Origin of the sequence: Ruegeria sp. HKCCA4008 (assembly GCF_013033125.1) — a bacterium.
In the GTDB taxonomy this organism is placed as follows: Bacteria; Pseudomonadota; Alphaproteobacteria; order Rhodobacterales; family Rhodobacteraceae; genus Ruegeria.
Genome location: NZ_WQDM01000001.1, coordinates 159977 through 186315, shown reverse-complemented (window position 1 = coordinate 186315; position 26339 = coordinate 159977). Strand labels below are relative to the sequence as shown.

The 26339-nt window shown below is 61.5% G+C and carries 26 protein-coding genes; 1 reads left to right on the top strand and 25 read right to left on the bottom strand.

Going from position 1 to position 26339, the window contains the following annotated elements; all coding sequences use genetic code 11:
- Nucleotides 1-3 precede the first annotated feature (3 nt).
- From recN to GOW60_RS00870, 16 genes are all read right to left on the bottom strand, one after another.
- A complete protein-coding gene (gene recN / locus GOW60_RS00945; protein ID WP_171227907.1) occupies nucleotides 4-1653 on the bottom strand; it encodes a DNA repair protein RecN in 1650 nt (549 codons plus the stop codon).
- Between the two features lie 36 nt (nucleotides 1654-1689).
- A complete protein-coding gene (locus GOW60_RS00940; protein ID WP_171114936.1) occupies nucleotides 1690-2553 on the bottom strand; it encodes an outer membrane protein assembly factor BamD in 864 nt (287 codons plus the stop codon).
- Between the two features lie 126 nt (nucleotides 2554-2679).
- Nucleotides 2680-3600: a UDP-3-O-acyl-N-acetylglucosamine deacetylase gene (gene lpxC, locus GOW60_RS00935; protein WP_171227906.1), complete on the bottom strand. Its 921-nt coding sequence runs from the start codon at nucleotides 3598-3600 to the stop codon at nucleotides 2680-2682.
- 213 nt (nucleotides 3601-3813) lie between these two features.
- A complete protein-coding gene (ftsZ, locus tag GOW60_RS00930) occupies nucleotides 3814-5418 on the bottom strand; it encodes a cell division protein FtsZ (protein ID WP_171227905.1) in 1605 nt (534 codons plus the stop codon).
- A gap of 348 nt (nucleotides 5419-5766) precedes the next feature.
- Nucleotides 5767-6186, bottom strand: coding sequence for a hypothetical protein (locus GOW60_RS00925; protein ID WP_152458652.1), 420 nt, complete (start codon nucleotides 6184-6186; stop codon nucleotides 5767-5769).
- A complete protein-coding gene (gene ftsA, locus GOW60_RS00920) occupies nucleotides 6173-7507 on the bottom strand; it encodes a cell division protein FtsA (RefSeq protein WP_170344711.1) in 1335 nt (444 codons plus the stop codon). The genes GOW60_RS00925 and ftsA overlap by 14 nt, the downstream gene beginning before the upstream one ends.
- Nucleotides 7508-7515: 8 nt before the next feature.
- The gene (locus GOW60_RS00915; RefSeq protein WP_171227904.1) at nucleotides 7516-8523 is read right to left on the bottom strand and encodes a cell division protein FtsQ/DivIB; all 1008 of its coding nucleotides are present in this window, start codon (nucleotides 8521-8523) and stop codon (nucleotides 7516-7518) included.
- Nucleotides 8511-9428, bottom strand: coding sequence for a D-alanine--D-alanine ligase (locus GOW60_RS00910; RefSeq protein ID WP_171167228.1), 918 nt, complete (start codon nucleotides 9426-9428; stop codon nucleotides 8511-8513). Before GOW60_RS00910 ends, GOW60_RS00915 begins: the two co-directional genes overlap by 13 nt.
- A gap of 108 nt (nucleotides 9429-9536) precedes the next feature.
- A complete protein-coding gene (murB, locus tag GOW60_RS00905) occupies nucleotides 9537-10463 on the bottom strand; it encodes a UDP-N-acetylmuramate dehydrogenase (RefSeq protein WP_171227903.1) in 927 nt (308 codons plus the stop codon).
- Nucleotides 10460-10753, bottom strand: coding sequence for a hypothetical protein (locus tag GOW60_RS00900; protein ID WP_152458656.1), 294 nt, complete (start codon nucleotides 10751-10753; stop codon nucleotides 10460-10462). Before GOW60_RS00900 ends, murB begins: the two co-directional genes overlap by 4 nt.
- Before the next feature lie 24 nt (nucleotides 10754-10777).
- On the bottom strand, nucleotides 10778-11044 hold the full coding sequence (locus tag GOW60_RS00895; protein ID WP_152458657.1) for a DUF2484 family protein: 267 nt from the start codon (nucleotides 11042-11044) through the stop codon (nucleotides 10778-10780).
- Entirely contained in the window at nucleotides 11041-11289 is a 249-nt protein-coding gene (locus tag GOW60_RS00890; RefSeq protein ID WP_152458658.1) for a DUF2484 family protein, read from the bottom strand. The genes GOW60_RS00895 and GOW60_RS00890 overlap by 4 nt, the downstream gene beginning before the upstream one ends.
- A 75-nt stretch (nucleotides 11290-11364) precedes the next feature.
- Nucleotides 11365-12774, bottom strand: a complete 1410-nt coding sequence (gene murC, locus GOW60_RS00885) for a UDP-N-acetylmuramate--L-alanine ligase (RefSeq protein ID WP_171227902.1) — start codon at nucleotides 12772-12774, stop codon at nucleotides 11365-11367.
- Complete coding sequence (locus GOW60_RS00880) at nucleotides 12771-13868, bottom strand: UDP-N-acetylglucosamine--N-acetylmuramyl-(pentapeptide) pyrophosphoryl-undecaprenol N-acetylglucosamine transferase (RefSeq protein WP_171227901.1); 1098 nt, start codon at nucleotides 13866-13868, stop codon at nucleotides 12771-12773. The genes murC and GOW60_RS00880 overlap by 4 nt, the downstream gene beginning before the upstream one ends.
- Entirely contained in the window at nucleotides 13868-15031 is a 1164-nt protein-coding gene (gene ftsW / locus GOW60_RS00875; protein WP_152458661.1) for a putative lipid II flippase FtsW, read from the bottom strand. The genes GOW60_RS00880 and ftsW overlap by 1 nt, the downstream gene beginning before the upstream one ends.
- A 227-nt stretch (nucleotides 15032-15258) precedes the next feature.
- Entirely contained in the window at nucleotides 15259-15594 is a 336-nt protein-coding gene (locus GOW60_RS00870) for a cupin domain-containing protein (RefSeq protein WP_171227900.1), read from the bottom strand.
- Between the two features lie 189 nt (nucleotides 15595-15783).
- Between GOW60_RS00870 and GOW60_RS00865 the strand changes: the two genes are divergently transcribed.
- Entirely contained in the window at nucleotides 15784-16965 is a 1182-nt protein-coding gene (locus tag GOW60_RS00865; protein ID WP_171227899.1) for an NAD(P)/FAD-dependent oxidoreductase, read from the top strand.
- Here GOW60_RS00865 and GOW60_RS00860 read toward each other — a convergent pair.
- The 9 genes from GOW60_RS00860 to rsmH all read right to left on the bottom strand — a co-directional run bounded on the left by GOW60_RS00860 (nucleotide 16962) and on the right by rsmH (nucleotide 26339).
- Nucleotides 16962-17336 (bottom strand): glycine zipper family protein, encoded by a 375-nt coding sequence (locus GOW60_RS00860; protein ID WP_245217959.1) that lies wholly within the window; start codon nucleotides 17334-17336, stop codon nucleotides 16962-16964. The genes GOW60_RS00865 and GOW60_RS00860 overlap by 4 nt on opposite strands.
- A gap of 105 nt (nucleotides 17337-17441) precedes the next feature.
- Complete coding sequence (gene murD, locus GOW60_RS00855) at nucleotides 17442-18842, bottom strand: UDP-N-acetylmuramoyl-L-alanine--D-glutamate ligase (protein WP_171227898.1); 1401 nt, start codon at nucleotides 18840-18842, stop codon at nucleotides 17442-17444.
- The gene (locus tag GOW60_RS00850; RefSeq protein WP_171227897.1) at nucleotides 18839-19069 is read right to left on the bottom strand and encodes a hypothetical protein; all 231 of its coding nucleotides are present in this window, start codon (nucleotides 19067-19069) and stop codon (nucleotides 18839-18841) included. Before GOW60_RS00850 ends, murD begins: the two co-directional genes overlap by 4 nt.
- Nucleotides 19070-19162: 93 nt before the next feature.
- Nucleotides 19163-20245 (bottom strand): phospho-N-acetylmuramoyl-pentapeptide-transferase, encoded by a 1083-nt coding sequence (gene mraY, locus GOW60_RS00845; RefSeq protein WP_152458667.1) that lies wholly within the window; start codon nucleotides 20243-20245, stop codon nucleotides 19163-19165.
- Nucleotides 20246-20281: 36 nt separating this feature from the next.
- Nucleotides 20282-21676 carry a UDP-N-acetylmuramoyl-tripeptide--D-alanyl-D-alanine ligase gene (gene murF, locus GOW60_RS00840; protein WP_171227896.1) on the bottom strand — a complete coding sequence of 465 codons (1395 nt, stop codon included), beginning with the start codon at nucleotides 21674-21676 and terminating at the stop codon, nucleotides 20282-20284.
- Complete coding sequence (locus GOW60_RS00835) at nucleotides 21673-23172, bottom strand: UDP-N-acetylmuramoyl-L-alanyl-D-glutamate--2,6-diaminopimelate ligase (RefSeq protein WP_171227895.1); 1500 nt, start codon at nucleotides 23170-23172, stop codon at nucleotides 21673-21675. The genes murF and GOW60_RS00835 overlap by 4 nt, the downstream gene beginning before the upstream one ends.
- A gap of 22 nt (nucleotides 23173-23194) precedes the next feature.
- A complete protein-coding gene (locus GOW60_RS00830) occupies nucleotides 23195-24982 on the bottom strand; it encodes a penicillin-binding protein 2 (RefSeq protein WP_171227894.1) in 1788 nt (595 codons plus the stop codon).
- Nucleotides 24979-25347, bottom strand: a complete 369-nt coding sequence (locus tag GOW60_RS00825; RefSeq protein ID WP_152458671.1) for a cell division protein FtsL — start codon at nucleotides 25345-25347, stop codon at nucleotides 24979-24981. The genes GOW60_RS00830 and GOW60_RS00825 overlap by 4 nt, the downstream gene beginning before the upstream one ends.
- Nucleotides 25344-26339 carry a 16S rRNA (cytosine(1402)-N(4))-methyltransferase RsmH gene (rsmH, locus tag GOW60_RS00820; protein WP_171228339.1) on the bottom strand — a complete coding sequence of 332 codons (996 nt, stop codon included), beginning with the start codon at nucleotides 26337-26339 and terminating at the stop codon, nucleotides 25344-25346. The genes GOW60_RS00825 and rsmH overlap by 4 nt, the downstream gene beginning before the upstream one ends.

Genomic DNA, 26339 nt, shown 5'->3' with positions numbered 1-26339 from the left:
GCGTCAGGCCTGCAACAGAGCCCGGGCGGCGGCACGGGCTTCTTCGGTGATGGTGTCGCCGGCCACCATGCGCGCGATTTCGTCCACCCGATCCGGTTCGGCCAGAGGAATGACGGTGGACAGGGTTTGTCCGTCAGTAACCTGTTTCTGCACCCGCCAGTGATGCGCCGCCCGTGCGGCGACTTGAGGGGAATGGGTGACAACCAGAACCTGCCCGCCCTGCGCCAGCGACGCCAGCCTGCGCCCGACCGCGTCGGCGGTTGCCCCACCGACACCGCGATCGATTTCGTCAAAGATCATCGTCCGGGCACTGTCGTCGCCAGACAGGCAGACCTTGAGGGCCAGCAGAAAGCGGCTGAGCTCACCCCCCGAGGCGATCTTGTTCAACGGCCCCGCCGGCGCACCGGGGTTGGTGGCCACGGTGAAGGCCACCGCGTCGGTGCCTTCGGGGCCGGGTTCAGCCGGGGTGATCTCGGTCTGGAACACGGCACGTTCCATCTTGAGCGGGGCCAGTTCCGCCATGACGGCCGAGTCAAGCCGCCCGGCGGCGGCCTTGCGCGCGGCGCTGAGGTCGGCTGCGGCAGCGTCATAGGCCCGTTGCGCCGCGTCCACGGCGGCTCGCCTGTCTGCCAGGTCGGCATCCCCTGCCTCCAACCGGTTCAACCGGTCACGCAGAGTGTCGGCAAACGAACCCAAATCATCCGGGGCCACGTCATGTTTGCGGGCCTGCGCACGGATGGCAAACAGGCGTTCCTCGGCCTGTTCCAATTCTGCCGGGTTGAAGTCCAGCGCCTGAAGGCAGGCATTCACGCCATCCTGCGCCTCGCCCAACTCGATCATCGCGCGCCCTAGCGCTGCTATCGGTTCTTCCAACTGGCCGCCCGCATTGTCCGAGACGCCTTCCAGCCAGCGGATGGCGTCGGACATGGCCCCTTCCGCCCCGTCCCCGGACAACAGGGCAAAGGCGCGGGCGACATCGTCGCGGATACGCTCGGCCCCTTGCATCATGCGACGGCGGGCATCCAGTTCGGCGTCTTCGCCCGGTTGCGGGTCAAGCTGATCCAGTTCCGCAACCGCGTGGCGCAGGAATTCTTCCTCGCTGCGGACAGCGGCCAGTGCGGCCTCGGTCTCGGCCAGAGCCTTGCGGGTGCGGGACATCTCAGACCAGGCCGCGCGCACCTTGGCCAGGTGGTCCGAGACCCCGGCGAAGTCGTCCAGCATCGCCCGATGGCCGCGCGGGTTCAGCAGCCCGCGATCATCATGCTGGCCGTGCAGTTCGATCAGGGTCTCGGACAGCGCTCGCAGCACCTCGCCCGAGCAGCGGCGGTCGTTGACCCAGGCGGTCTTGCGCCCTTCAGCGGTGTTGACCCGGCGCAGGATCAGTTCCTCGCCGCCCGGCAGGCCAGCTTCGGCCAGAATCGCGTGTGCGGGATGATCGGCAGAGAGTTCGAATTCGGCGACGACCTCACCCTGCGCGGCCCCCTGCCGCACCAGTTCCGCGCGCCCTCGCCAGCCCAACACGAAGCCAAGCGAATCCAGCAGAATCGATTTGCCCGCACCGGTCTCGCCGGTCAGTGCGTTCAAGCCCGGCTGAAAGCTCAGTTCCAGCCGGTCTATGATCAGCATATCGCGGATATCAAGGGCGCGCAGCATGTGGTCTTCAGCGTCCCGGACCAAAGGCCATCGCGATTACAACCATTCACCTTTGATGGTCTGACGATAAATCGTGCTGAGCCAGTTGTTACCGCGGCTCTTGAGATCGAGCCCGCGAGAGGTCAACAGTTTGTACGCATCGTCATACCATTCCGAGGACTGGTAGTTGTAGCCAAGAATGGCACCTGCGGTCTGCGCTTCGTCCAGCAGGCCAAGCGACAGATAGGCCTCGACCAGACGATACAGTGCTTCGGCGGTGTGGGATGTAGTCTGAAAGTCTTCGACCACAACTCGGAACCGGTTGATCGCCGCGATATAGTGATCCTGACGCAAGTAGTAGCGCCCGATCTCCATTTCCTTGCCTGCCAGATGGTCGAAGGCCAGATCGAACTTCAGAACCGCCGATGTGGCGTATTCGCTGTCCGGATAGACCTCGATCACGGTCCGCAGAGATTGCAGCGCCTGGAAGGTCAGGCCCTGGTCACGCCCGACTTCGTCGATCTGATCATAATAGCTGAGCGCCAGCAGATACTGCGCATAAGCAGCATCTTCATCCGTCGGATAGAAGTCGATATAGCGCTGCGCCGCCGCGCGGCTTTCTTCGTAATTCTGGTCCGAATGGAACGAAAACGCCTGCATGATAAGCGCGCGCTTGGCCCAATCCGAATATGGATACAAACGTTCGACTTCCGAGAAATACCACGCCGCGTCGTCCGAGCGATTCTGCGACAGTTCGTATTCACCTCGGGTGTAGATCTGTTCCGGCGTGAACCCTTCCAGGTTCTGTTCACGGTCCGCGCCCTTGTTGCCAAAAAGGCCGCCGGCGTTGCCGCATGCCGTCAAAACTGCTGCCAGAAGAATCGCACCCGCGAATCTGACTGCCGCTTTGCTGCCAACCATACCGCCCATCCTTGTCGTCTTGCTTAATGGGGTTTGCCCCGATTTGAGCCATGGTCTAGCACAGAAAATTCCGGTGCAAAACGCCTTATGCGACTTCTGGCGCAAATGTCGTCAGAGTTGATCTTATCAGGCCACTTCGGGAATTTCGTTGACAACAAGCCCCTGCCCCGGCAGGCGCGCGGCCTGTTCCGGCGTGCACAGTACCGGACGTACGGCGCCCGGCGTTTCGAACAGGTTGCGCAGCAATGTGTTGGTCAGCGAATGACCCGACTTGTTTCCGGTGAAGTGACCCAAAATCGGCCCACCAGCCAAATAGAGATCACCCAGAGCATCCAGCATCTTGTGGCGCACAGCCTCATCGACCCGGCGGAAACCGCCCGGTGTCAGAACTTCGACGCCCTGAACAACCACGGCATTTTCAAGCGTGCCGCCCAAAGCCAACCCGTTTTCGCGCATCGCCTCGACATCCGTGCGACGGCAGAACGTGCGACAATCGCTGAGTTCACGCGCGAAGGAACCGTTGCGCATATCAAGCGTTTTGCTCTGGCTGCCAATGGCACCGTCTTCGAAATCGATATGGAAGTCGATGATCAGCCCGTCAGCGGGCGCAATGCTGGCGCTCGCACCTTCGCGAGATGCGGTGACGGTTTTCAGAACCTCATAGGCCAATACCGGGCTGGCCTGACGGCGCACGCCTTTGGCCATGATGCCGCGCACGAAATCAATCGATGACCCGTCCATGATCGGAACTTCGGGGCCGTCGATCTCGACAAGCGCGTTGTGCACGCCACATCCGGCCAATGCAGCCATGATATGTTCGACGGTGGAAACCGAAACACCGGCATCATTCACCAGGCGCGTACAAAGCGGGGTCCGTTCGACCGCATAGTAGATCGCCGGGACCATCGCGTCGCCCAGTTGAATATCCGTCCGCTTGAACCAGATGCCATGACCAGCCGCCGCCGGTTTCAGGACCATGGTCGCCGGCTTGCCGCTGTGCAGCCCGACGCCTTTAAACGTGACCGGAGATTTGAGCGTATGTTGCAAAATGGGCCTCGGTGAGTAGTGTCCAGCCTGCTTGGGCCGTGTTGGACACTGAGTTAAGGAAGCCCGCGTCAAGGCTCAACTCACTCTTTGCAACCGATTGAAACATGTATGTAACAGATCGGCAAAACCCTGCTCACATAGTTGCAAGTTACTGTTAATAAACAATTAAGGGCCGCCAAATGGCAGCCCTTTGAGTGGATTTTGTTACCGCGATCAGTTGGCTTGACGGCGCAGGAAGGCCGGAATTTCGATGCGGTCCTGATCCGGATCGGCCTCTTCCTGAAGCGGCGCGGTCGCCTCGGACTGTCGCAAAACGGGCTGCTGCCGCGGCGGTTGGGCCGGTGTATCCGAGGCATGACCTGTCATCCGATCGATCAGACGATTGAAGCCAAAACGCGACCGCTCCTCGGGTTCCGGTTGCGAAACCGCTTCGGGCTGGCGGGGCGCTGCCGGTCGCTGTGGCGCCGACGGAACCTTCTGCACAGCGGCCTGCAAACGCTGCAATGCTTCGGGCGACGGGGTGCCAGCAGCATGTCCGCGCGGTGCCACAAATGCCTCGGGCGCGAGCTCAACATGCTCGGGCTGCGGCTCGAATTCGGCCACACGCGGCTGATAAGCAGGTGGCGGCAGGCCGTCGTCGTCACGCTCATCGCGCGGCTGGAATTGCGGTTGCGCCGGTTCTTCGGCGGCTTCGAACAGCGAAGGTTCGCGGTTTTCTTCCGGCTGCGGGGCAGGCTCTGCTGCGTCGGCAACCACCCGGGCTTCTTCCTGAATATGCTCTTCAGCCGAAACCATGCGGGTCAGCGGTTCGGACATCGAACGGCGCGCCACCGGGACTTCGGTCGTTTTTTCGCTGGCGTCGATGCCGGTCGCAACAACCGACACGCGCATTCCGCCTTCCATAGCGGTATCCAGCGTCGAGCCGACGATGATATTGGCCTCGGGGTCCACTTCCTCGCGGATGCGGTTGGCGGCTTCGTCCAGCTCGAACAGGGTCAGGTCGTGCGAGCCGGTGATGTTGATCAGCACGCCTTTGGCGCCCTTGAGGCTGATTTCGTCCAACAGCGGGTTTGCAATAGCCTTTTCCGCCGCCTGGATGGCGCGGTCTTCGCCTGTTGCCTCGCCGGTGCCCATCATCGCCTTGCCCATCTCGTCCATCACGGCGCGAACGTCGGCAAAGTCGAGGTTGATCAGGCCGGGGCGCACCATCAGGTCGGTCACGCCTTTGACGCCCTGATACAGAACGTCGTCAGCCATCGAGAACGCCTCGGTAAAGGTGGTCTTTTCATTGGCCAGGCGGAACAGGTTCTGGTTGGGGATGATGATCAGCGTGTCGACAACCTGCTGCAGCGCCTCAACCCCATCTTCGGCTTGGCGCATCCGCTTGGCACCTTCGAACTGGAAGGGCTTGGTTACGACACCGACGGTCAGTACACCCAGCTCACGCGCGGCTTGCGCGATGATCGGAGCAGCCCCCGTTCCGGTACCGCCGCCCATACCGGCGGTGATGAAGCACATATGAGCGCCTGCAAGGTGGTCCACGATCTGTTCGATGCTTTCCTCGGCGGCGGCCGCGCCTACGGTCGGGCGGGCCCCTGCCCCCAAACCTTCGGTGACTTTCACACCCAGCTGCACCCGCGCCGAGGACTGGCTTTGTTGCAACGCCTGTGCGTCGGTGTTGGCGACCACGAAATCAACGCCGTCCAACTGTTTTTCAATCATGTTGTTGACGGCGTTCCCGCCTGCACCGCCAACGCCAAATACTGTAATCCGAGGCTTCAGTTCGTCGTGCCCGGGCATCGAAAGATTCAATGTCATGCTCTGTCCGCCTGTATTTATGTCCCGCCAAAGCGGTGTTTTTCTTACCTATCCTTGTACGATTCTAACGGCCTGATGCCAAAAGGTCACGTCAAAAATCGCGTTTTCCCACAAAATATGGAGGAAATAAGGCATAAACCGGCGGCATTTCGCAGGTCAAGCCAGATATAGCGGAAACAACGGCGACCATCACTAGACAACCGGCATGAACGCGAGGACACATTCGTTCATCGCGCTCTGATCGACTGTCATCTACATTGCGGAAAACTGCTCAGGTCCTGCCGCGAGGCCTCTTTCGGGCCTTGTGGATATCTTGCGGGATAAATCGAAACGCTGCAACCGGTTTCTTCAGCTGAGCGGTGCATTTGGACAGTCCAGGCCGCGGTCAGTCATGGAACGCACTTCCTGTATTTCCCCATCGACGAATGAGGCAAGCCGCACCATCAAACGACCTTCATGCAAAAATGGCCACCAACAGACCGGAATGCCGTCCGGGTCATTGTCGTACAGAAAACACAACTGACCGTTTGGCGTCGTGATCTGCCCGTAGACACAGCCCTGCCCCTCTTCGCGCCAGACCGACATGCGGCGGTTCAGGAATTGTTCGGTTCCCACCAGGCCACCGCTGCGGATTTCGTAGAATGTCAGAGTTTTGCCGACCGCCGCGTCCAGAAACGCTTCGGGCGTGATCATGGTCTGGGCCGAGGCCCAGCAAGGCAGCAGCGCCGCGCACAGAGCACCCCCGCGCAGGACTCTACCAGTTGTCACGGAACCACCGTACGGCGCGCTTGAACGGGCGCGCGGCATAGGTGTCGACCGGGATTTCAAAATCCCACCATTCATCCTGAGGATGGGCCGCAAACAGGCTGAGGCCGACAGCGGACGAGAACCCGGGCCCGGTGGCTGATTGCGGCAGGCCATGCACGCGCAAGGGGCGGCCCAAGCGAACGCGCTGACCGAGGATGCGCGTGGCCAGCCCGTCCAGCCCCATGATCTGGCTGCCGCCGCCGGTCAGCACGATCTGCTGGCTTGGCATATGTTCAAACCCGGCGGCGTCCAACCGGACGCGGACCTCTTCAAGAATTTCCTCGACACGCGGGCGCATGATGCCGATCAGCTCGGCGCGGCTGACGGTGCGGCGGTCGTGTTCCCAGTCGCCGGTGTCACCACCGATATCAATCATATCCCTGTCGTCGGCGCCGGTGGCATGAACGCCACCATTGAATGTCTTGATCCGTTCCGCCACGGCGGCAGGCACACCTAGGCCCATCGAGATATCGGCGGTCACGTGATCGCCGCCCATGCGCACGCAATCGGCATAGATCATGTGCTTTTTCATGAAGATCGACACGCTCGTGGTGCCGCCGCCCATGTCGATACAGGCCGCGCCCAGTTCCTGCTCGTCTTCGACCAGCGCCGAGATGCCCGAGACATAGGCCGAGTTGGCAATACCCGCGAGTTCAAGATCGCAGCGCTTGATGCAACGCACGATGTTCTGGATCGCTGACGAATCCACGGTCAGCATATGCATGTCGACCGCAAGGCTCTGGCCCATCTGCCCGCGCGGATCGATCAGGCCCGACCGGTTGTCGAGCGCGAAATTCACCGGTTGAGCATGCAGCACTTCGCGCCCGTCACCATAATCCGGCACGTCGCAGGCGTTCAGAACCCGGCCCACTTCGGCCTCGGTCACGATCTGACCGTCCAGATCTACTTGCGCATCCAGCCCGTAAGACCGCGGGTTCGCGCCCGAGAAACAGGCGATCACATGGTCGACGCGGATGTCGGCCATCTTCTGTGCGGCCTGAAGCGCGGTGCGGATAGCACGTTCGGTTTCCTGCATGGCTGTGACTTCGCCGAACTGGACACCCCGCGACCGGGTGGTCGCGGCACCGATGACGCGAAAACCCGTCTGCCCTGCCATGGAACCGATGGTATTGTCCTCGCTCAGCCGACCGGTTCCGTCAAAGCGCAGCACAAGACAGGCGATTTTCGAGCTGCCCACATCCAGAATCGCAATCACGCCGCGTTGCAAAGCCTGTCGCCGCATCTGACGCATGGCACGTTGGGACTGATAAAGATCGGTCATCATGGTCGTTACTGCCCGTTACTCACTGTCACTTTTGTGTTCCACCAGTCTTCGCTGGCGGCTTTGGTCATTCGGATGGTCGGACGCTGCCCGAGGCGCATGTCGACCACGGCCACGTCACGCTCCAGAAGGTCCTGCACCTCGTTCACGGCAAGCACGCGTTCCAGCGCACGCACCGGGCGTTCGGTCGGCAGCATGATGCGCTGACCACGGTCCAGCACCAGATCCCAGCGCCGCTCTCCCACGCGCACCAAGCCGCGCACGCGATTGCCCAGGCTGCGCGAAGTCAGCAGAAGCTCCAGTGCTTCTCCGACGTGATCGTCGGCGCCTGTCCCGGCTATCAACGGTAGATCGGCGTGGTCTTTGCGAGAAGTGGCTTCCTTGACATGCGCGCCTGTCTCATCCAGCAGTTCAAGCCCTTCGCGCGTTCGCCAGACGATCACGGGCTGCCGCTCCACCACATCGACTTGCAGGATGCCTCCGGGGCGGATTCTGACGGTTGCGGATTTCACCGGGTCCAGCCCGGTGATCGTGTCGCGGATCTGTTCCACATCCAGATCCCAGGAACTGATCGGGAAATCCAGCGGCACGATTTCGCGGATGTCTTCGGACAGGTCGGTTCCGGCCCCATCGATGGCCATCAGGTTGACCATGAATTCGGGGCGTTCCTGAATCGAAGTGCGCACATCGGCGATATAAGCGGCAAGTGCGTCGCGACGGTCCTGCGAGGCAAAGAAGATGCCAAGCGCGGCAGCGATGGCGCAGATCGGCAGGCCCACCTTGACACCAAGGCGAATGCCCGGCGTCAGCATCCAGCGTTGCAGCCGATAGCTGAGACGGGACGGCGCAGGGTCACTGCGTCTTGCGGAGCGGGAAAACACACGCGCACCGCGCAGGCGCAAAAGCGGTTCGGCCTCGTGCGAGTCCGTGTCGGCCGAGGCGAAATCGGCATCCGGTCCCGCAAGTGGTTTGCTGCGGTGGATTTCCAGTGAACGGCTGGCGGTCAGCGGTCGCATGAGGCGTCCTCCACCATCCAGGCGCAGAGCTGGCCGAATGTCATTCCAAGATGAGCGGCCTGTTCCGGGACCAGAGAGGTTGGCGTCATGCCGGGCTGGGTATTGGTTTCCAGCAGGAACAACCCATCGGCACCCTTGCTGTCATCCCAGCGGTAATCCGTGCGGGACACACCCTTGCACCCCAGCACGTTATGCGCCCGCACGGCGTAGTCCATGCAGCGGTCGAAAATGTCCTGCGGGATGTCGGCGGGCAGGACATGCCACGAGCCGCCGGGCTTGTACTTGGCGTCATAGTCGTACCAGCCGCCATCTGTCATGATTTCAGTCACGGTCAGGGCGCGGTCGCCCATCACGGTCACGGTCAACTCGCGGCCTGCCACGTATTTCTCGACCATCACCAGATCGGGCATCGCCTCGTCCAGCTGCGGCGGGCCGTTGGCATTTTCGTGGACGATGTAAATCCCAACGCTGGAGCCTTCATTGTTCGGCTTGGCCACATAGGGCGGCTCCATCACGTGAACTTCGACCACCTCGACCTTGGGCACGATCACGCTCGGTACGACGGGCAGCCCTTCGGTTTGGTAAATCTCTTTGCTGCGCTGCTTGTCCATTGCCAGCGCCGAGGCCAGAACACCGGAATGGGTGTAAGGGATACGCATCCACTCCAACAGGCCCTGCACACACCCATCTTCGCCCCAGCGGCCATGCAGGGCGTTGAAAACCACATCCGGTTTGATGTCCACAAGGCGCGCGCAGAGGTCGGGACCTGCGTCCAGTTCGACCACTTCAAAGCCTTCTCCCACAAGGGCGGCCGCGCATTCGCGCCCAGAGCTGAGAGACACCTCGCGTTCCGCCGAGGGTCCACCCATCAATACCGCCACTTTGGGGTTTGTCCTGCTCGACATACCCAATGTGCGCCTCAATGTCCCCGGACCTTATGTGGTGGTCCGTACTGCGTTTATGCCTTTGATCCGTCGCCTGAATTTGCCTGTTATGGTCTGACGGTTGGGGCTTTATTCTGTCAGCGGATCACCGACCCGCATGATTTCCCACTCTAGCGTGATGCCGCTTGTTTCGTAAACCTTTTTTCGCACCTCTTCGCCAAGACCTTCGAGGTCGGCAGCGGTTGCCGCGCCGGTATTGATCAGGAAATTCGAGTGCTTCGGGCTCATCTGCGCACCGCCAAGCGTCGCGCCGCGCATTCCGGCGTCGTCGATCACTTTCCACGCCTTGAGATCATGCACGTCATCCGCCTGCCCGGTCGAAGAAAACCCGGCTGGATTGCGAAAGGTCGACCCCGCGCTGCGATCTTTGGTCGGCTGGGTTTCGTCGCGCTTTTTCAACTGCGCCGCCATACGGGCATGGAGATCTTGGGGATTGCCTGAAGGGCCCTCGAACACAGCCGAAATCAGCACTGCGCCTTCCGGCAGGTCCGTCTGGCGATAACAAAAATTCAACTCTTCTGGTGTCAAGTCCACAAGCTCGCCTTGCCGGGTGACAATCGTGGCCTTGCGCAGAACATCCGCCGTGTAGCTGCCGTAACAGCCCGCGTTCATCCGCACCGCGCCGCCGATCGAGCCCGGAATGGTGCGCAGAAAGGTCAGGTCGACACCGGCATCCGCCGCCTTGCGCGCAACATGCGCGTCCAGCGCAGCGGCTCCTGCGGTGACTGTGTTGCCCTCGACCGAGATAGTATTGAACCCGCGCCCCAGCCGGATCACCACGGCCCGCAGCCCCCCATCCCGAACGATCAGGTTCGAACCGACACCCATCGGAAAGACCGGGGTTTGCGCCGGCAGTTCCCGCAGGAAAGCTTGCAGGTCTTCGATATCGGCAGGCTGGAACAGGTAATCGGCCGGGCCGCCGACGCGAAGCCATGTGAGCTCAGAGAGAGGCCGCGCCCGAGACAGGCGCCCTTTCGGAACGGGAAGCGTTGTCATGCGTCTGCACGCACCGCCAGGCTACGTCCGCCCACACCGCCCATGATCGCGGCGAACAGAAAGGGAAGAACGCCGGCGGTCAGCCAGACCAGCGGGCCGAACGCCTGTTCTTCTTCGCCGGTGCCAATACCGGCCAGCACCACGATCAACGCCAGCCCGACGGCCGAGGCCAGACCGATCAGCCACAACAAGCCGCGCAGGCCCAGCCAACGGCCCGCCGTGAAACCGGCGGCGGCACCTAGCAGGAAAGAAAGAATGGGCAGATAGGCAAATGTGGCGACGGACGCCATGGCGGACCTCCTGAAACTGGCCGGTTATTCGTCAGCCGCCTTCATGCCCTGCATTTTCATCTTTGTCCAACGGGTCAGATAAATCACGGGCCAGCGCAGCACGGACATACCCATGGCCAGCACCAGCAAGCCGATCCACGGGCCGTTCTGATAGGTGACATACCCCAGAATCGGAATGCCCACGGCGATCAGGATATAGGCGCGTGTCCAGTGGTTGTCTTTGCTCGGGATCATTGCCAGCAGATTCGCGGAAACGCCCCACAGACCGGCTAGGACGATGGACCAGTTCATTCCATGACCTCCCCGCGCACCCATTTTCGCCAGTAATACCGGATGGGGTTGCGGAACATCGAAACGAATCCGCCGAAGGCGAAAACCGACCAGAACCAACCGTGATCATAACCCAGCCAGACGATCAGAACCGGGGCGCAGATCAGCAGGGTCACGCCCGGCGGAAACTGCATTCGCATCGGCAAGAACGCCACGATCGTGGCGCAGATCACCCAAAGGGCGGCAAGGATCATCGAATAGTCCATCTGTCCCCTCTTAGGACATGCGGCGGCTGCGGGCATTTGCTGCACCTTCAGGTTGTGCACCAAACAGAAGAGAAGTCAAACAGCTTGTTTTCGTTGCAATCTCTCAGGCAGACCGTTTGCCCAGGCGCTGATCGTACCGGCCCCGAGGCAGACGACGATATCGCCCGGGCGGGCCTGCTCTCGCACAAGCCGCTCAAGATCGTTTTCGTCAAACAGCGCGCGGGCATGGCGGTGGCCGTGACGGATCAGGCCCTGCACCAGATCATCGCGTGATGCGCCTTCGATCGGGTCTTCTCCGGCGGCGAAGATATCGGCGATGGCCACGACATCGGCGTCATTGAAGCAGGTGCAGAAATCGTCAAACAGGTTGGACAGGCGCGAATAGCGGTGCGGCTGGTGCACGGCGATCACGCGGCCTTCGGTCGCCTGTCGCGCGGCCTTCAGGACTGCGGTGATTTCGACCGGGTGGTGGCCATAGTCGTCGATGATGGTGACGCCGTCGACTTCTCCGACCTTGGTAAAGCGGCGATTGACGCCGCCGAAATTGGCCAGTGCGTCACGAATTTCCGAGGCTTTCATTCCCAAATGGCGGGCAACGGCCACGGCGGACAAAGCGTTGGAAACGTTGTGGTCGCCGGGCATCGGCAGGGTGCAGCCTTCGATCACCTTGTCTTCGTATTGCAGATGAATGTCGAAATGCGCGACGCCGCCCTTGTAGGTCAGGTTCTCGGCCCGCACATCGGCCTGCGCGTTGAAGCCATAGGTGCGCACGCGGCGGTCGGTGATGCGGCCGACAAGCGCCTGCACCTCGGCATGGTCGGTGCAACATACGGCCAGCCCGTAAAAGGGGATATTCGAGACGAATTCATGGAAGCCCGCGCGCAGTTTGTCGAAATCGCCCCAATGCTCCATATGCTCGGGGTCGATATTGGTGACGATGGCGATGGTCGCGGGCAGGCGGTTGAACGAGCCGTCGCTCTCGTCCGCTTCGACCACCATCCATTCGCCCTGCCCCATCCGGGCGTTCGAGCCATAGGCATGGATGATGCCGCCATTGATCACGGTCGGGTCAAAATCCCCCGCCACCATCAGTTCGGCCATCATCGTGGTCGTGGTGGTCTTGCCGTGAGTCCCGGCGATGGCGATGTTGGATTTCAGCCGCATCAGTTCGGCCAGCATGTCAGCCCGGCGCACCACCGGAAGGCCGCGGGCACGGGCGCCGTCAAGCTCGGGGTTGCCCGGTTTGATCGCGGTCGAGACCACCACAACGGCCGCGTTTTCAAGGTTTTCCGCGCGCTGACCGACAAAGATCTCGGCCCCCAGACCTGCCAGCCGGTCGGTGATCTTCGATGCTTTCAGGTCCGAGCCCTGCACCTGGTACCCCAGATTGAGCAGCACCTCGGCGATACCTGACATTCCGATCCCGCCGATCCCCACAAAGTGAATCGGCCCTACGTCCTGCGGCAGTTTGGTTGCTGGATTCATGTGGTCTCCTTCTGCGCCAATTGTTCGACAAGGGCGGTCAGACGCTCGGTGGCGTCAGGTGCCCCGACGGACAAGGCGGCATGGGCCATTTTCTGTGCGGCTTCGGGGTTCGTGAGAACCGTGGTGATTTGCTGTGTCAGCGCTGGAACGTCAAGAGCCTTTTCCGGGATCATGATGGCCCCGCCCGCCTGCACCAAGCCCCGTGCGTTGGCCGTCTGGTGATCTCCGGCGGCGGCGGCAAATGGGATCAGGATCGACGGGCGCCCGATGACCGAGATATCGGCAACGCTGGACGCGCCAGACCGCGAGATTACCAGTTGGGCATCCGACATGCGACGGGGGACATCATCAAAGAAGGGCTGCACGTCGGCGCGGATGCCGTGTTCGTTGTAGAAGGCTGTGACGCGCTCGCCGTCCTCGTCCCGGGCCTGATGTGCCACGCGGATGTGAGTGCGGATTTCTTCGGGCAGTGCGGCGATGGCACCGGGCACCACATCGCTGAGGATGCGTGCGCCTTGCGAACCGCCCATGACAAGGACCGACATCGGATAATCACCGGGCGGAATGTAACCGGCCGCGGCGCGGTCCAGAACGGCGGACCGGACCGGGTTTCCGGTGTGGATGCCATGCGCGCCCTCGGGCAGGTCCGTGGGCCACACACCGCAGGCCACCTGCGCGACGCGGGTAGCGAACAACTGGTTCACACGCCCCAGCACCCCGTTCTGTTCGTGGATCATGCGCGGGATTTTGAGCATGGTTGCAGCGCTCAGCGCCGGGATCGAGGGATACCCGCCGAAACCGACAACGACGTCGGGCTTGTCCCGCATCATCTGGAACACCATGCCAGCCACGCCACCGGCAATCTTGGGGCCGGCCATGGCCTTGGCCGCCAGACCGCCACGCGCGAAAGTGGCCGATGATGCCTCGACGATCTCGGTCGAGTGCGGGAAACCACCGGTATAGCGGGCACCGCGCAGGTCGGTAGACAGGCGCACACGCCAGCCCTTGTTCAGCATCGCCTCGGCCAGCGCCTGAGCCGGGAACATGTGCCCCCCGGTACCGCCAGCCGCAATCAACAGGTATGGAGTCCCCATTATCCTCGTCCGCGCAGAATTTCGCCAAGCTCGCCCTGTGGGCGGGTTCGGGTGAAGGCCAGCAGCATTCCGATCGCAATACCCCCTGCAATCAGGGATGAGCCGCCATAGCTGACAAAAGGCAGCGTCATGCCCTTCGCGGGCAACAGACGAACCGCAACACCCATGTTGATCATCGCCTGCACGCCGAACATGCAGGCCAGACCGGTGCCCGCCAGCCGGATGAACATGTCGCGTTCCCGCATCAGGCGCAGCAACGAGCGTACCACGACCAACGAATAAAGCGCGATGATGATCAGTACCAGGATCAGGCCGTATTCTTCGGCCGCGACGGCAATGATGAAATCGGTATGCGCGTCCGGCAGCGACCACTTGACCTGCCCCTCACCCACACCGACGCCGAACAGCCCCCCTTCGCGGATGGCGTTGGTGGCATAGCCCAACTGGGTGGTCGGATCGACCTCTTGATTCAGAAAGCCATCGATACGGCGGGCAAAGTGTTCAGAATTGGAATAGGCGAACATACCGCCCAGAACAACAAACCCGGCCATTCCGACCAGCAGCAGCATCGGCGCCCCGGCGACAAAATACATCACCCCCCAGCCGAACAGGATCAGGCAGGCCTGACCGAAATCAGGTTGCATCACCAGCATGCCGACAATCGCCATGCACAGGGCAAATGACCAGATCCGCCCCGGCGGGCCGTTGATCTCTTGTGAGGCCGCCAGCAGCCATGCAGCAACGACGATGAAGCCGGGCTTCAGAAACTCGGACGGCTGAAGCGAGGCGAACCCCAGCGAATACCAGCGCACCGCGCCCTTGCCAAAGTCGGTCCCGAACACGGGCAGGAAAACCAGTGCCACGAAGGCCCCCAGGAAACCCAGCACCGCCAAACGACGCACCAGCGTCGGCGACATCATCGAGGTCAGAAGCATCGCAATCAGCGCCAATCCGCCGAAGATGGCCTGACGTTCGACATAGTGGAACGGATCGAACCCGTTTCGCCCGGCCAGCGGCGGCGAAGACGCCAGCCCCAGCAACAGACCGATGGCAAACAGGATCAGAACGCAGGACATCGTCCAGCGATCGATTGTGCGCCACCATTTCGGTAGAATCGGTTCTCCGCGCTGGTCCTGGACCGCGCCATACACCATCTCAGTCATGAGATACCGCCACTCTCTGCCTCGTCAACGCCCCGTTTTCGGGGTCTGGTTGAGACTCTACAGGGATTTTTGTGTTTGGGCTAGTAGGATGAAGCCACAAGGCATAAATCGACCTTCCATGCCCGAAGCACCCCCGGCTGCACGTGGCGGTCTGTGGATGTTGCAGCTTTGGGCACTCCGCTTAGCGGAGCGGCGCGCGTTGATCCAAAAAGGCGGGTTGCTATGCATTATCCCTTGATCGGATATCGGTCGGGTTCCTCAAACACGTCAATGACGCGAGACCCCGCCTTGATGGTCCCTCCATGCGCGACTCCACTTGGGATCGAGTAGCTGTCGCCGGGGAGGTAGATGCGGGTCTGGCCACCGATCGTGAGTTCAATTTCACCCTCAACCACCGTCCCCCATTGGGCACCATGCGAATGCAGGGGAAGCTCCATGTCTTTGAGGAAAGTGAAGAAAGCAACCAGCCCTGCATCTGATCGAATGACGGCCGTCTGCACCACGTCTTCAGGAAAAGGCACATCCAGTTTCGGAAATGACGAAATAAATTCGGGGAATTGCATTCAGAGTTCCTTTTGCCAGTTTGTCTTGTCAAAACCTCTTTGCGGTATGGTCGCAGCATGTCAGTGCGCTGAAACTCTGGCAATCGCCCTGTCAGCCGACCTCGAATTTGCGAGAACGCGGCGAGCGCGCGCCGCGCGACTTCGGCATGGGCTCTTGCCATCTTGTTTAATCCACGCCATCCCCCGCGCATGACCTACGACACGATCATCCTTGGGGCCGGGGCTGCCGGCATGATGTGTGCGGCCCGTTGCGGTGGGCGCGTGCTGGTGATTGACCACGCCAAGGCACCCGGCGAAAAAATCCGCATCTCTGGCGGGGGGCGCTGCAATTTCACCAACATGCATGCCGGGCCGGGCAACTTCCTGTCGCGAAACCCGCATTTCTGCAAATCCGCCCTTGCACGGTACACGCAATGGGATTTCATCGATCTGGTCGGACGTCACAACATCGCCTGGCATGAGAAAACCCTGGGCCAATTGTTCTGCGATGGCTCTTCGAAACAGATCATCCGGATGTTGCTGAATGAAATGAGCGGTGCAGGAGCAGAGCTGTGGGTTCAAACCTCGCTGCGCGATCTGCGCAAGACCGAAAGCGGCTTTGCGCTGGAGGTGGAGCGTGAGGGGCAACGGCAGCATCTGACCTGCACCAATCTGGTGCTGGCAACAGGCGGGAAATCGATCCCCAAGATGGGCGCTACCGGGCTGGCCTATGACATCGCGCGCCAGTTCGGGTTGCGGATGACCGAGACTCGGGCGGCGCTGGTGCCTTTCACCTTCTCGGACGGGCGGTTCAAGGACCTGTCCGGCGTTTCACTGCCCGTGCGACTGTCGAATGATCGCGCCAGCTTCGACGAGGCGCTGCTGTTCACCCATCGCGGTCTCAGCGGGCCGTCGGTGTTGCAACTGTCGTCATACTGGCGCGAAGGTGAGGCAATCCGGGTGAACCTGATCCCCGACCTGCCCCTGCTGGATCTGTTGCGCGCACAGCGGCAAAGCGCGGGTCGCAAGGCGCTGACCACTGAACTGGCGCGGCATCTGCCGGCCCGGCTGGTCGATTACCTGTGCCGGGTCATTCCGATGTCCGGGAAGCTGGCGGATCAGTCGGACGCGAAACTGACCGAGCTGACCTCGGCCCTGTCTGCGTGGCAACTGGTGCCGTCGGGGACCGAGGGGTATCGTACCGCCGAAGTCACCTTGGGCGGGATCAACACGGATGACTTGTCCTCGACAACGATGGAGGCCAAGGATGTCCCCGGCCTCTATGCAATCGGTGAAGCGGTGGATGTCACCGGCTGGTTGGGCGGCTACAACTTCCAGTGGGCATGGTCGTCAGGCCATGCCGCAGCTGTTGCAATTGCCGCCGGGTGTTAGCCTACGACGTTGTAGCCGCGCCCGCGCATGCAGTTGCGCACGATCACTTCCTTGTTCTGGTTTTTATTGATGACGTCTGCGCCAGCGCCAACCAGGGCACCTGCCACAGCCGCGCGACCAAGATTGTCGCTGCTGTCCTGAACGATCCCGGTAACGGCCGCGGCACCCGCTGCGCCAATTGCTGCGTTCCCTGCGGTAGAGCCATCAACGCTGCTCTGCGATGCCGCCAGTTGTTGGCATTGCTGCAGGTCCACGTTGTAGTTCGGACCGACCGGGCCGTCCACGATGGGCTGATAGTTGGCACCCGTGTTCGTACAGGCCCCAGCAACAAGAATGGCAGGCAGGATCAGAGAAAGTCTACGAAATGGCATGGTCATAACCTCGTGTTGAATCTGCTGGCAGGCAAAACCAATAATGGTGCCGCGTCAAGCTGATAGCATCCAAGCTTGGCCCAGCCGGCGGTCTATTGCAAATGGCTATTCTGTCAGCCTGCGCTTGACCTGCGCTGCAAAATCCTCGCCGCGCTGTTCGAAATTGTCATATTGGTCGAAACTGGCAGCAGCCGGGGCCAGCAGCACAGTGTCGCCTGCCTCCGCATCTTCCATGGCCTGCGCCACGGCGGCCTCCATCGTCGTACAGACCTGCGTATCAGCCTCGAGCTGCATCGCAAAACTCGCGGCTTCGCGTCCGATGACATATGCCTTGATGACCTCACCCGTCGCCGTGTTCAGGGCTGATATACCGCCCTCTTTCTCAAGACCGCCGCAAATCCATCGGATCTTTTTGAACGCCATAAGCGCTTTCAGGGCGCTGTCGACATTGGTCGCCTTGGAGTCGTTGACATAGGTAACCCCATCGGCCTCGGCGATGATCTGGCTGCGATGCGGCAGGCCCGGATAGGAATGCAGCGCGTCTTCGATCACGCGCGGGGCAAGGCCCAACGACCGGCAGGCGGCGTAGGCCGCGCAGGCATTCTGGTGGTTATGTGCACCGGGCAAACCTTTGATCGCGCGCAGGTCGATAGACCCCGCCTGCCGCCCCTTGCGGTATTCCGACAGGAACCCTTTGCGCGCGAAGACCTGCCAGCCCGGCCCGGTCAGCTTCCGCGCCACCGAGATACGGATCACCCGGTCATCCGATGGCCCTTCGGACAGTTGCCCGGCCAAAAACGCACCTTCGGTTTCGTCGACGCCAATGATCGCACGATCCGGGCCGCCTTCAGCAAAGAGGCGCCGCTTGGCCGCGAAATATCCCCCCATGCCGCCGTGGCGGTCCAGATGATCGGGCGACAGATTGGTGAACACCGCCACATCGGGGGTCAGAGCGCGGGCCAGCTCGGTCTGATAGCTGGAAAGCTCCAGCACCACGACCGAACCATCACCGCCCGGATCGATATCCAGAACACCGCGCCCGATATTGCCCGCCAACTGCGCTTCGCGCCCGGCCTCGGTCAGAATGTGGTGGATCAGAGCGGCAGTCGTCGATTTGCCGTTCGAGCCCGTCACCGCGATCACGCGCGGCGGGGTGTCGTAGTTGTTCCATTCCGGTCCGGCAAAGGAGCGGAAGAACAGGCCGATGTCATTGTCCACCGGCACGCCTGCATCCAGGGCTGCCGCAACCACGGGGTTCGGTTCAGGATAGAGATGCGGAATGCCCGGTGAAACGATCAGCGAGGCGATTTCGTCAAATGCCCCATGCTTGCGCAGGTCGGCGCAGGTGAAACCCTCGCCTTCGGCGGTTTCACGGGCGGCCGGGTTGTCGTCCCAGCACACCGGTTCCGCCCCGCCCGTACGCAGCGCACGCGCAGTGGCCAGACCGGACCGGCCCAGCCCCAGAACGGCGACTTTCTGTCCTGAAAAGCCTTTGACCGGGATCATGGCTTGTTCACAATATTCAACTCAGCAAGCGCCCAAGTTAACGCAAATAATACAACAATGGTTGCAGCAATACCGAAGAAACAAACAGTCGCTACGGTATTGTACTTTCCTTTCAACTTCAATTTTGCGAGCGGTTCCAAAATAGCCAAAAAGCCTAGGAACCCCGAAAATATTGCTACTGTATTTTGATCTTTGATAATCGAATACGAAGACAGGAACAGAGCCAACAAGGACACCGAGACCTGAAAAAATCTGTTATCCACGTACGGAGTTATGTCGGCCGCAAAAAACCTACTGACTATGTTCATTGATTACTTTCTTTATCTTACCTTCAACGTCGCAAGACCGATCATCGCAAGGATCAGCGAGATGATCCAGAAGCGGATCACGATGGTCGGCTCGGCCCAGCCTTTTTTCTCATAGTGGTGATGGATCGGGGCCATCAGAAAGACCCGTTTGCCCGTGCGCTTGAAGTAGAGGACCTGAATGATCACGCTCAGCGCCTCGACCACGAACAGGCCGCCGACCACGGCCAGAACCAGCTCGTGCTTGGTGGCCACGGCGATGGCACCCAGCGCGCCGCCCAGGGCCAGCGATCCGGTGTCACCCATGAACACTGCCGCCGGAGGGGCGTTGTACCAGAGAAACCCGAGGCCGGCCCCGAACAACGCGGAGGTGAAGATGAAGATCTCACCGGTGCCCGGCACGTAATGCACATCGAGATATTCGGTAAAGTCGACCCGACCGACCGCATAGGCAATCACGCCCAAGGTCGAGGCTGCGATCATCGCCGGCATGATGGCCAGCCCGTCCAGACCGTCGGTCAGGTTCACCGCATTGGCGGCCCCCACGATCACGACAATCGCAAAGGGGATATAGAAGATGCCCAGATTGACCAGCGTGTCCTTGAAGACGGGTACGGCCAGTTGGTTCTGCAAGGCTTCGGGATGGTGCAACGTCGCCCAAAGCGATGCCAGCACGGCGATGATCACGCCCAACGCCAGGCGCATCCGGCCCGAAACCCCTTGCGTGTTCTGTTTTGAAACCTTGGCATAGTCGTCCGCAAAACCGATGGCCGCATAAGACAGGGTCACAAAAAGAACCATCCAGACATACGGGTTGTCCAGCCGCGCCCAGACAAGGGTTGACGTGACCAGAGCTCCGACAATCAGCAATCCACCCATCGTCGGCGTGCCTGCCTTGGAAAAATGCCCTTCGGGGCCGTCGTCACGGATCGGCTGGCCTTTGCCCTGTTTCTTGCGCAGCACGTTGATCAAGGGTTTTCCGAAGATGAACCCAAAAATCAGCGCGGTCATGAAGGCACCGCCTGCGCGGAAGGTGATATACCGGAAGAGGTTCCAGAAATCCCCTCCGTCCGACAGAGCGGTCAACCAGTACAGCATGACAATACCTTTCTCACACGAGGCGCGCGGGCAAGTTCACCCATCAAGCGCGCCCCCTTGCCCCATTTTGCGCAGACCGTCAACAATCGCGGCCAACGCCATGCTGAGTGAGCCCTTGGCGAGCACCGTGTCTCCATCCCGGATCAAGGCAGGCAGATGTTCCGCCATTTGCGCACTGGTTGCGAACCAGAGCCCACGTTTCTTCTCGGGCAGCGCGCGATGCATCGCCTGCATCAACGGCCCGATGCAATGAACCTGATCCACCCGCGCCATTGCCTCGATATCCGCCATGGCGGCATGCATGGCCTCTTCCTGGGCGCCCAGTTCCTTCATGTCACCCAGAAACGCAATGCGGCGGGTGCCTTTGGAGGCGGCCAAGACATCCAGCGCAGCCTCCATCGAGGTCGGGTTGGCGTTGTAGCTGTCATCCAAAAGCTCGATCTGCCCACCCCCTGACAATGGCAAGCTTTCGCGTACCCCACGCCCCTTGACGGGTGACCACGCACGCAGGCCCGCGATGGCCTGATCCAGATCGACCCCCAATTCGACGCAGGCCGCCAAAGCGCCAAGCGCGTTCATCGCGAAATGCGTGCCGGCGGAGTTCACCTCGAATTGAATCACCTGATCACCGACCAGTGCCCTGGCCTTCACTGCGTTTGACTCGGGTTGAACATCGGTCAGCCGGTAATCCGCCGCGCTGCGCCCAAAATCAACAATCCCCGCCCCATGCGCCTGCGCTGTCTGGCGCAGGATGTCCGCGTGGTCGATATCTGCATTGACGATCGCAGCCCCGCCAGGTTCAAGCCCTTCAAAGATCGCCGCTTTTTCCCGGGCAATACCAGCCACCGACTCGAAGGCCTCCAGGTGCACCGCCGCCACGGTCGTCACCAGCGCCACATGCGGGCGGGCCTGTTCGGCGAGCGGGGCAATTTCACCGGGGTGATTCATGCCGATCTCGATCACCGCAAATTCCGTATCGCGAGGCATCCGCGCGAGGGTCAGGGGCACGCCCCAATGGTTGTTGTAACTGGCGACGCTGGCGTGGGTTTTCCCTTGGGTTTCCAGAATTGTCGCCAGCATTTCCTTGGTCGATGTTTTACCCACACTGCCTGTCACGCCGACCACGCGCGCATCCGTTCGGGCCCGTGCCGCTTTCCCCAGGGCCTCTAGCCCCGCCTGCACGTCTTTGACGATCAGCAAGGGGGCGCCTTCCGGTACATCGTCCGGAACACGGGAAACCAGTGCGGCGCCTGCTCCTTTTTCCAGCGCCTGTGCCACGAAATCATGCCCGTCCCGCGCCGCTTTCAGCGCCACGAACAGATCGCCGGGTCGAAGAGTGCGGGTGTCGATGGATACGCCATTTGCGGTCCAGTCGGTCGTCGCCTGACCGCCCGTCGCCGCGGCCGCTTCGGATGCAGTCCAGAGCGTCATGCGACCCTCCCGTCCAGCGCTGCAACGGAAATGCTGGCCTGTTCCACATCGTCGAAGGGCAGAACCTGATCCCCCACGATCTGACCGGTTTCATGCCCCTTTCCGGCGATCAGCAGCGCATCACCGGGTTGCAGCGCATCGATGCCGCGCAGGATGGCCTCGGCGCGGTCGCCGACTTCGGTCACGCTGGCGTCGCCTGCTGCCTCTGACGCGCCTGCCATCACGGCCGCGCGGATGACTGCGGGATCTTCGCTGCGCGGGTTGTCATCTGTGACAAAGACCACGTCTGCATGGTTGGCTGCCGCCCTACCCATCAAGGGGCGTTTGCTGGCGTCGCGATCCCCGCCCGCACCGATAACGGCAATCAGACGGCCCATCACATGCGGGCGCAGCGCCTTGAGTGCCGTGGCAACAGCATCAGGCGTGTGGGCATAATCCACAAACACCGCCGCTCCATTGTCACGCGTGGCTGCCAGTTGCATCCGCCCGCGAACCGTCGTCAGATGGGGCAGAGTTTCGAACACGCTTTCAGGGCTGTCCCCGGCAGCAATCACCAGCCCACAGGCCAGCAGGATGTTTTCGGCCTGGAACCCGCCGATCAGGTTCAGGCGGGTCTGGAACGTTCGGCCCTGCCACGCAAAGCGCAGGTCTTGCCCCGTGGCGTCGAACCGTTGGTTGATCAGACACAGGTCGGCATCGCCCAGCCCCACCGACAGCACCGACTGGCCGCGCATCTCGGCGATCCGCCGGACCTGGGCCCCTTTCGGATCGCTCAGGTTGACGACGGCCGTTCCATCCTGCGGCAAAACCCGGTCGAACAGACCGGCCTTTGCGTTGAAATAGGCCTCGAAGGTTTCGTGGTAATCCAAATGGTCCTGCGTGAAGTTCGAGAAACCGGCGGCGGTCAGGTGAACGCCATCAAGGCGGCGCTGTTCAAGGCCGTGGGACGAAGCCTCCATAGCGGCATGGGTCACGCCGTTCTCGGCCGCCTCGGCCAGACAGCGGTGCAAGGTGATCGGCTCGGGTGTGGTATGGGCCAGTGGCGCTGTCCACGCACCTTCAACCCCGGTGGTGCCGAGGTTGACGGCGGCGTGGCCAAGCGCGGACCAGATCTGCCGGACGAAGGTGGAAACAGATGTTTTGCCGTTCGTTCCCGTGACGGCCACGATGGTTTGCGGCTGCGCGCCGAACCACAGCGCCGCGGCACCGGCCAGCGCCTGACGCGGGTCTTCCACCACGGCCAGCGCTGCGTCCGAGGCTGCCAGTTCGGCCTCGGCGATCTCTGCCCCTTCGGCATCGGTCAGGATCGCAGCGGCCCCCATGCGCAGGGCAAACTGGATGAACTCTGCGCCATGAACGCGGGACCCGGGCAGCGCGGCAAACAGGAAGCCCTCTTTCACCTCGCGGCTGTCAACGGCCAGACCAGTGATATCCGGGTTTGCGCCCTCTCTTGCGGTCAGGGCCAGCTGGCTGAGTTTCTTCGTCCTTGTGCCCATGACCCACCTCTTGCCGGACAGCCTAGTTTGAGGTCAGCGTTATAGCAGCGCCCGCCTCAGGCTCAAGCCGGGGACGCAACCCCAACAACGGTGCGACGCGTCCGATCAGTTCGGCGGCAACAGGCACGGCGGTCCAACCGGCCGTGCGGCGTTTTTCACCGTAGGCCACGATCGAAGGTTCGTCCAACGTCACGATCAGAACGTATTGCGGATCGTAGGCCGGGAAGATCGTCGCGAAGGTGGCAATGACCTTGTCATCATAGTACCCGCCGCGCGGTTTGGGCTTGTCGGCCGTACCGGTCTTGCCCGCCACGTCATAGCCCTTGACCTCGGCGAAACTGGCGGTGCCGTCCGTTACCACTTTGCGCAGCATCTTTTGCGCCTGCCGTGCAGTGTTCTGCGACATGACACGAGGCCCGTATTGCGGGCCGTTCTGGCGCAGAATGGTCGGGCTGACGTAATGCCCGCCATTGGCAATCGCCGCGTATCCCGCGGCCAGATGCATCGGGCTGGTCGACAGGCCATGGCCATAAGAAATTGTCACGGTACTGAGCTCGCCCCATTTCTTCGGCTTCAGCGGCACACCGCCCTTGGCCTCAACGATCTCGAAAGGGGTCGGATCGAACATGCCAAGCGCGTCCAGAAACTCCTGCTGCCGTTTGGCCCCGATTTGCAGGGCCAGACGCCCCGTGCCTCGGTTCGAGCTGTGGACGATCACATCCGCCACGCTGATCTTGCCGTAATTCTTGCCGTTGAATTCGCCAATGGGAAAGCGGCCGATCTTCATCGGCCCGGACGTATCGATGATGGTGTTCGAATTCACCAATCCAAGTTCAACGGCCTGTGCCGCGGTGAAAATCTTGAAAACAGAGCCCAGTTCATACACGCCTTGCACATAACGGTTGAACAGCGGGCTGTCCGAGGGGTCAAAGCCCGATGTCGGCGGGCGCGGACGGTCATTCGGATCAAAAGAAGGCAGCGAAGCAGCGGAAATAACCTCGCCGGTATGCGCGTTCATCAGAACGGCCGAGGCCCCCTTGGCATTCATGATCTTCATACCGCCATCGAGAACCTGTTCGACTGCGGCTTGAATCGTCAGGTCCAGCGACAGTTGCAGCGGCTTGTTGCCGTTGGCCGGATCGCGCAGATAATCGTCGAACTGCTTTTCCACACCGGCCACGCCGATCACTTCGGCGGCGCTGACGCCTTCACGACCAAAACCGGACCCGCCCAAGATATGAGCGGCCAGCCGCCCGTTGGGGTAAAGCCGCATTTCACGCGGGCCAAACAGGATGCCGGGATCACCGATGTCGTGCACGGCCTGCTTCTGCTCGGGCGAAATGCGTTTCTTGATCCACAAAAACTTGCGGTTGCCGGTGAAGTCCTTGATCAGCCGCTCTTTGTCCAGATCAGGAAAAATCGCAACCAACTGCTCTGCGGCGGCGACGGGATCGATCATCAAAGGGGGCTGCGCGTAAACGGAATAGGTGTCCAGATTGGTGGCCAGTATGCGCCCTTCGCGATCGACGATGTTGGCGCGCTGCATGGCAATCGCCGCGCCCGGTGCGCTGGCCAGAGGCTCTTGTGCTTCCGAGGTCGCCAGCATGCCCATGCGGAAGCCGACAACGGAAAAAGCGCAGAAGAAGAACAGGCCCAGCACCAGCAGACGCCCTTCGGCACGGGCGCGGGCGCGATCTTTCATTTCTTCGTGACGCTTGCGGATGTTTTCGCGCTCGATTGCCTTGGGGTTTTCGCCCCGCGCGCGGGCATCCAGGATTCGGGCCAGGGGGCGCAGAGGGGTGCGTGTCATGGAATTTGCACCTCGCCCAAAGCCTGAATGTCGGTGATGGCCTGCAATTCAATCGGATCAACGACGGGCAGGTCCGGGTCTTCGGCATAGGCGATCTGATCCGCGCGTCCGAACTGCTCGGCCCGCAACGGCAGCAGACCAAGGCGTTCAAAGTTCAGGTCGGCCAGTTCGCGCAGCCTGTCCGGGCGGTTCAGATAGGCCCATTCCGCGTTCAGAACGGCCAAGCGCACCTGTGCCATTCCGATCTCGCGCTGCAAAGACTGGGTTTCCTTTACCACTTGCTGGGTCCGGTAGTTTTCCTGATAGGCCCACAACGCCAAACCGAACACGGACAGAGCAGTCAACACATACAAAACACTCTTCATCTTGCCCTTCCCCCCAGTTGCGGCATCCCGATGGCCCGCGCTTCAATTTCCCCCGCCGGAGCATCGGTTCGGATCGCCACGCGCAGTTTGGCCGAGCGCGCGCGCGGGTTTTCCTGCAATTCCTGTTCGTCAGGCCCCACCGCCTTGCGGGTCTTCAATGTGAATTGCGGCTGTTCCTGTTCAATCTCGGGCGCATAGCGGTTCGCGCGCCCCGTCTTGCCCGCGCGGGACTGGAAAAACCGTTTCACCATTCGGTCTTCAATGGAGTGGAAAGTGACAACGGCCAGTTGCCCGCCGGGCTTCAAAGCACGTTCAGCGGCCATCAGCCCCTGAAACAGCTCTTCATATTCCGCATTCACGGCGATCCGCAGCCCCTGAAAGCTGCGCGTGGCCGGGTGGGATTGACCCGGCTTGGGACGCGGCAGGCAGGATTCGATGATCTCGGCCAGACGCAGGGTCGTGGCGATCGGCTCTTCCGCGCGCGCTTTGACGATTGCCCTGGCAATCCGGCGGCTGGCGCGCTCTTCACCATAGTGGAACAGAATGTCGGCCAGTTGCGCCTCGGTCGCGGTATTGACCAGATCGGCAGCGCTTTCGCCATCCTGGCTCATGCGCATGTCCAGAGGGCCATCCTTCATGAAGGAAAACCCTCTATCGGCCTGGTCCAGCTGCATCGAGGAAACGCCAAGGTCCAGAACAACGCCGTCCAGGTTCTGCGCATATTCATCCATACGAGAGAACACGCCGGGCTGCATGACCAACCGACCGCCATAGGCGCCCGCCCAGTCTGACGCCATCTCAAAAGCCAGCGGGTCGCGATCCACGCCGATCACCTTTTCGGCGCCGGCCTCCAACAAGCCGCGCGTATAGCCCCCGGCCCCAAAGGTTCCGTCCAGCCACACGCCCGTGACCGGCGCCACCGCCGCCAGGAGCGGGCGCAGCAAGACAGGGATGTGAGGCGCGTCCGGTTGTGGGTGATCCGCGGCCGCCAT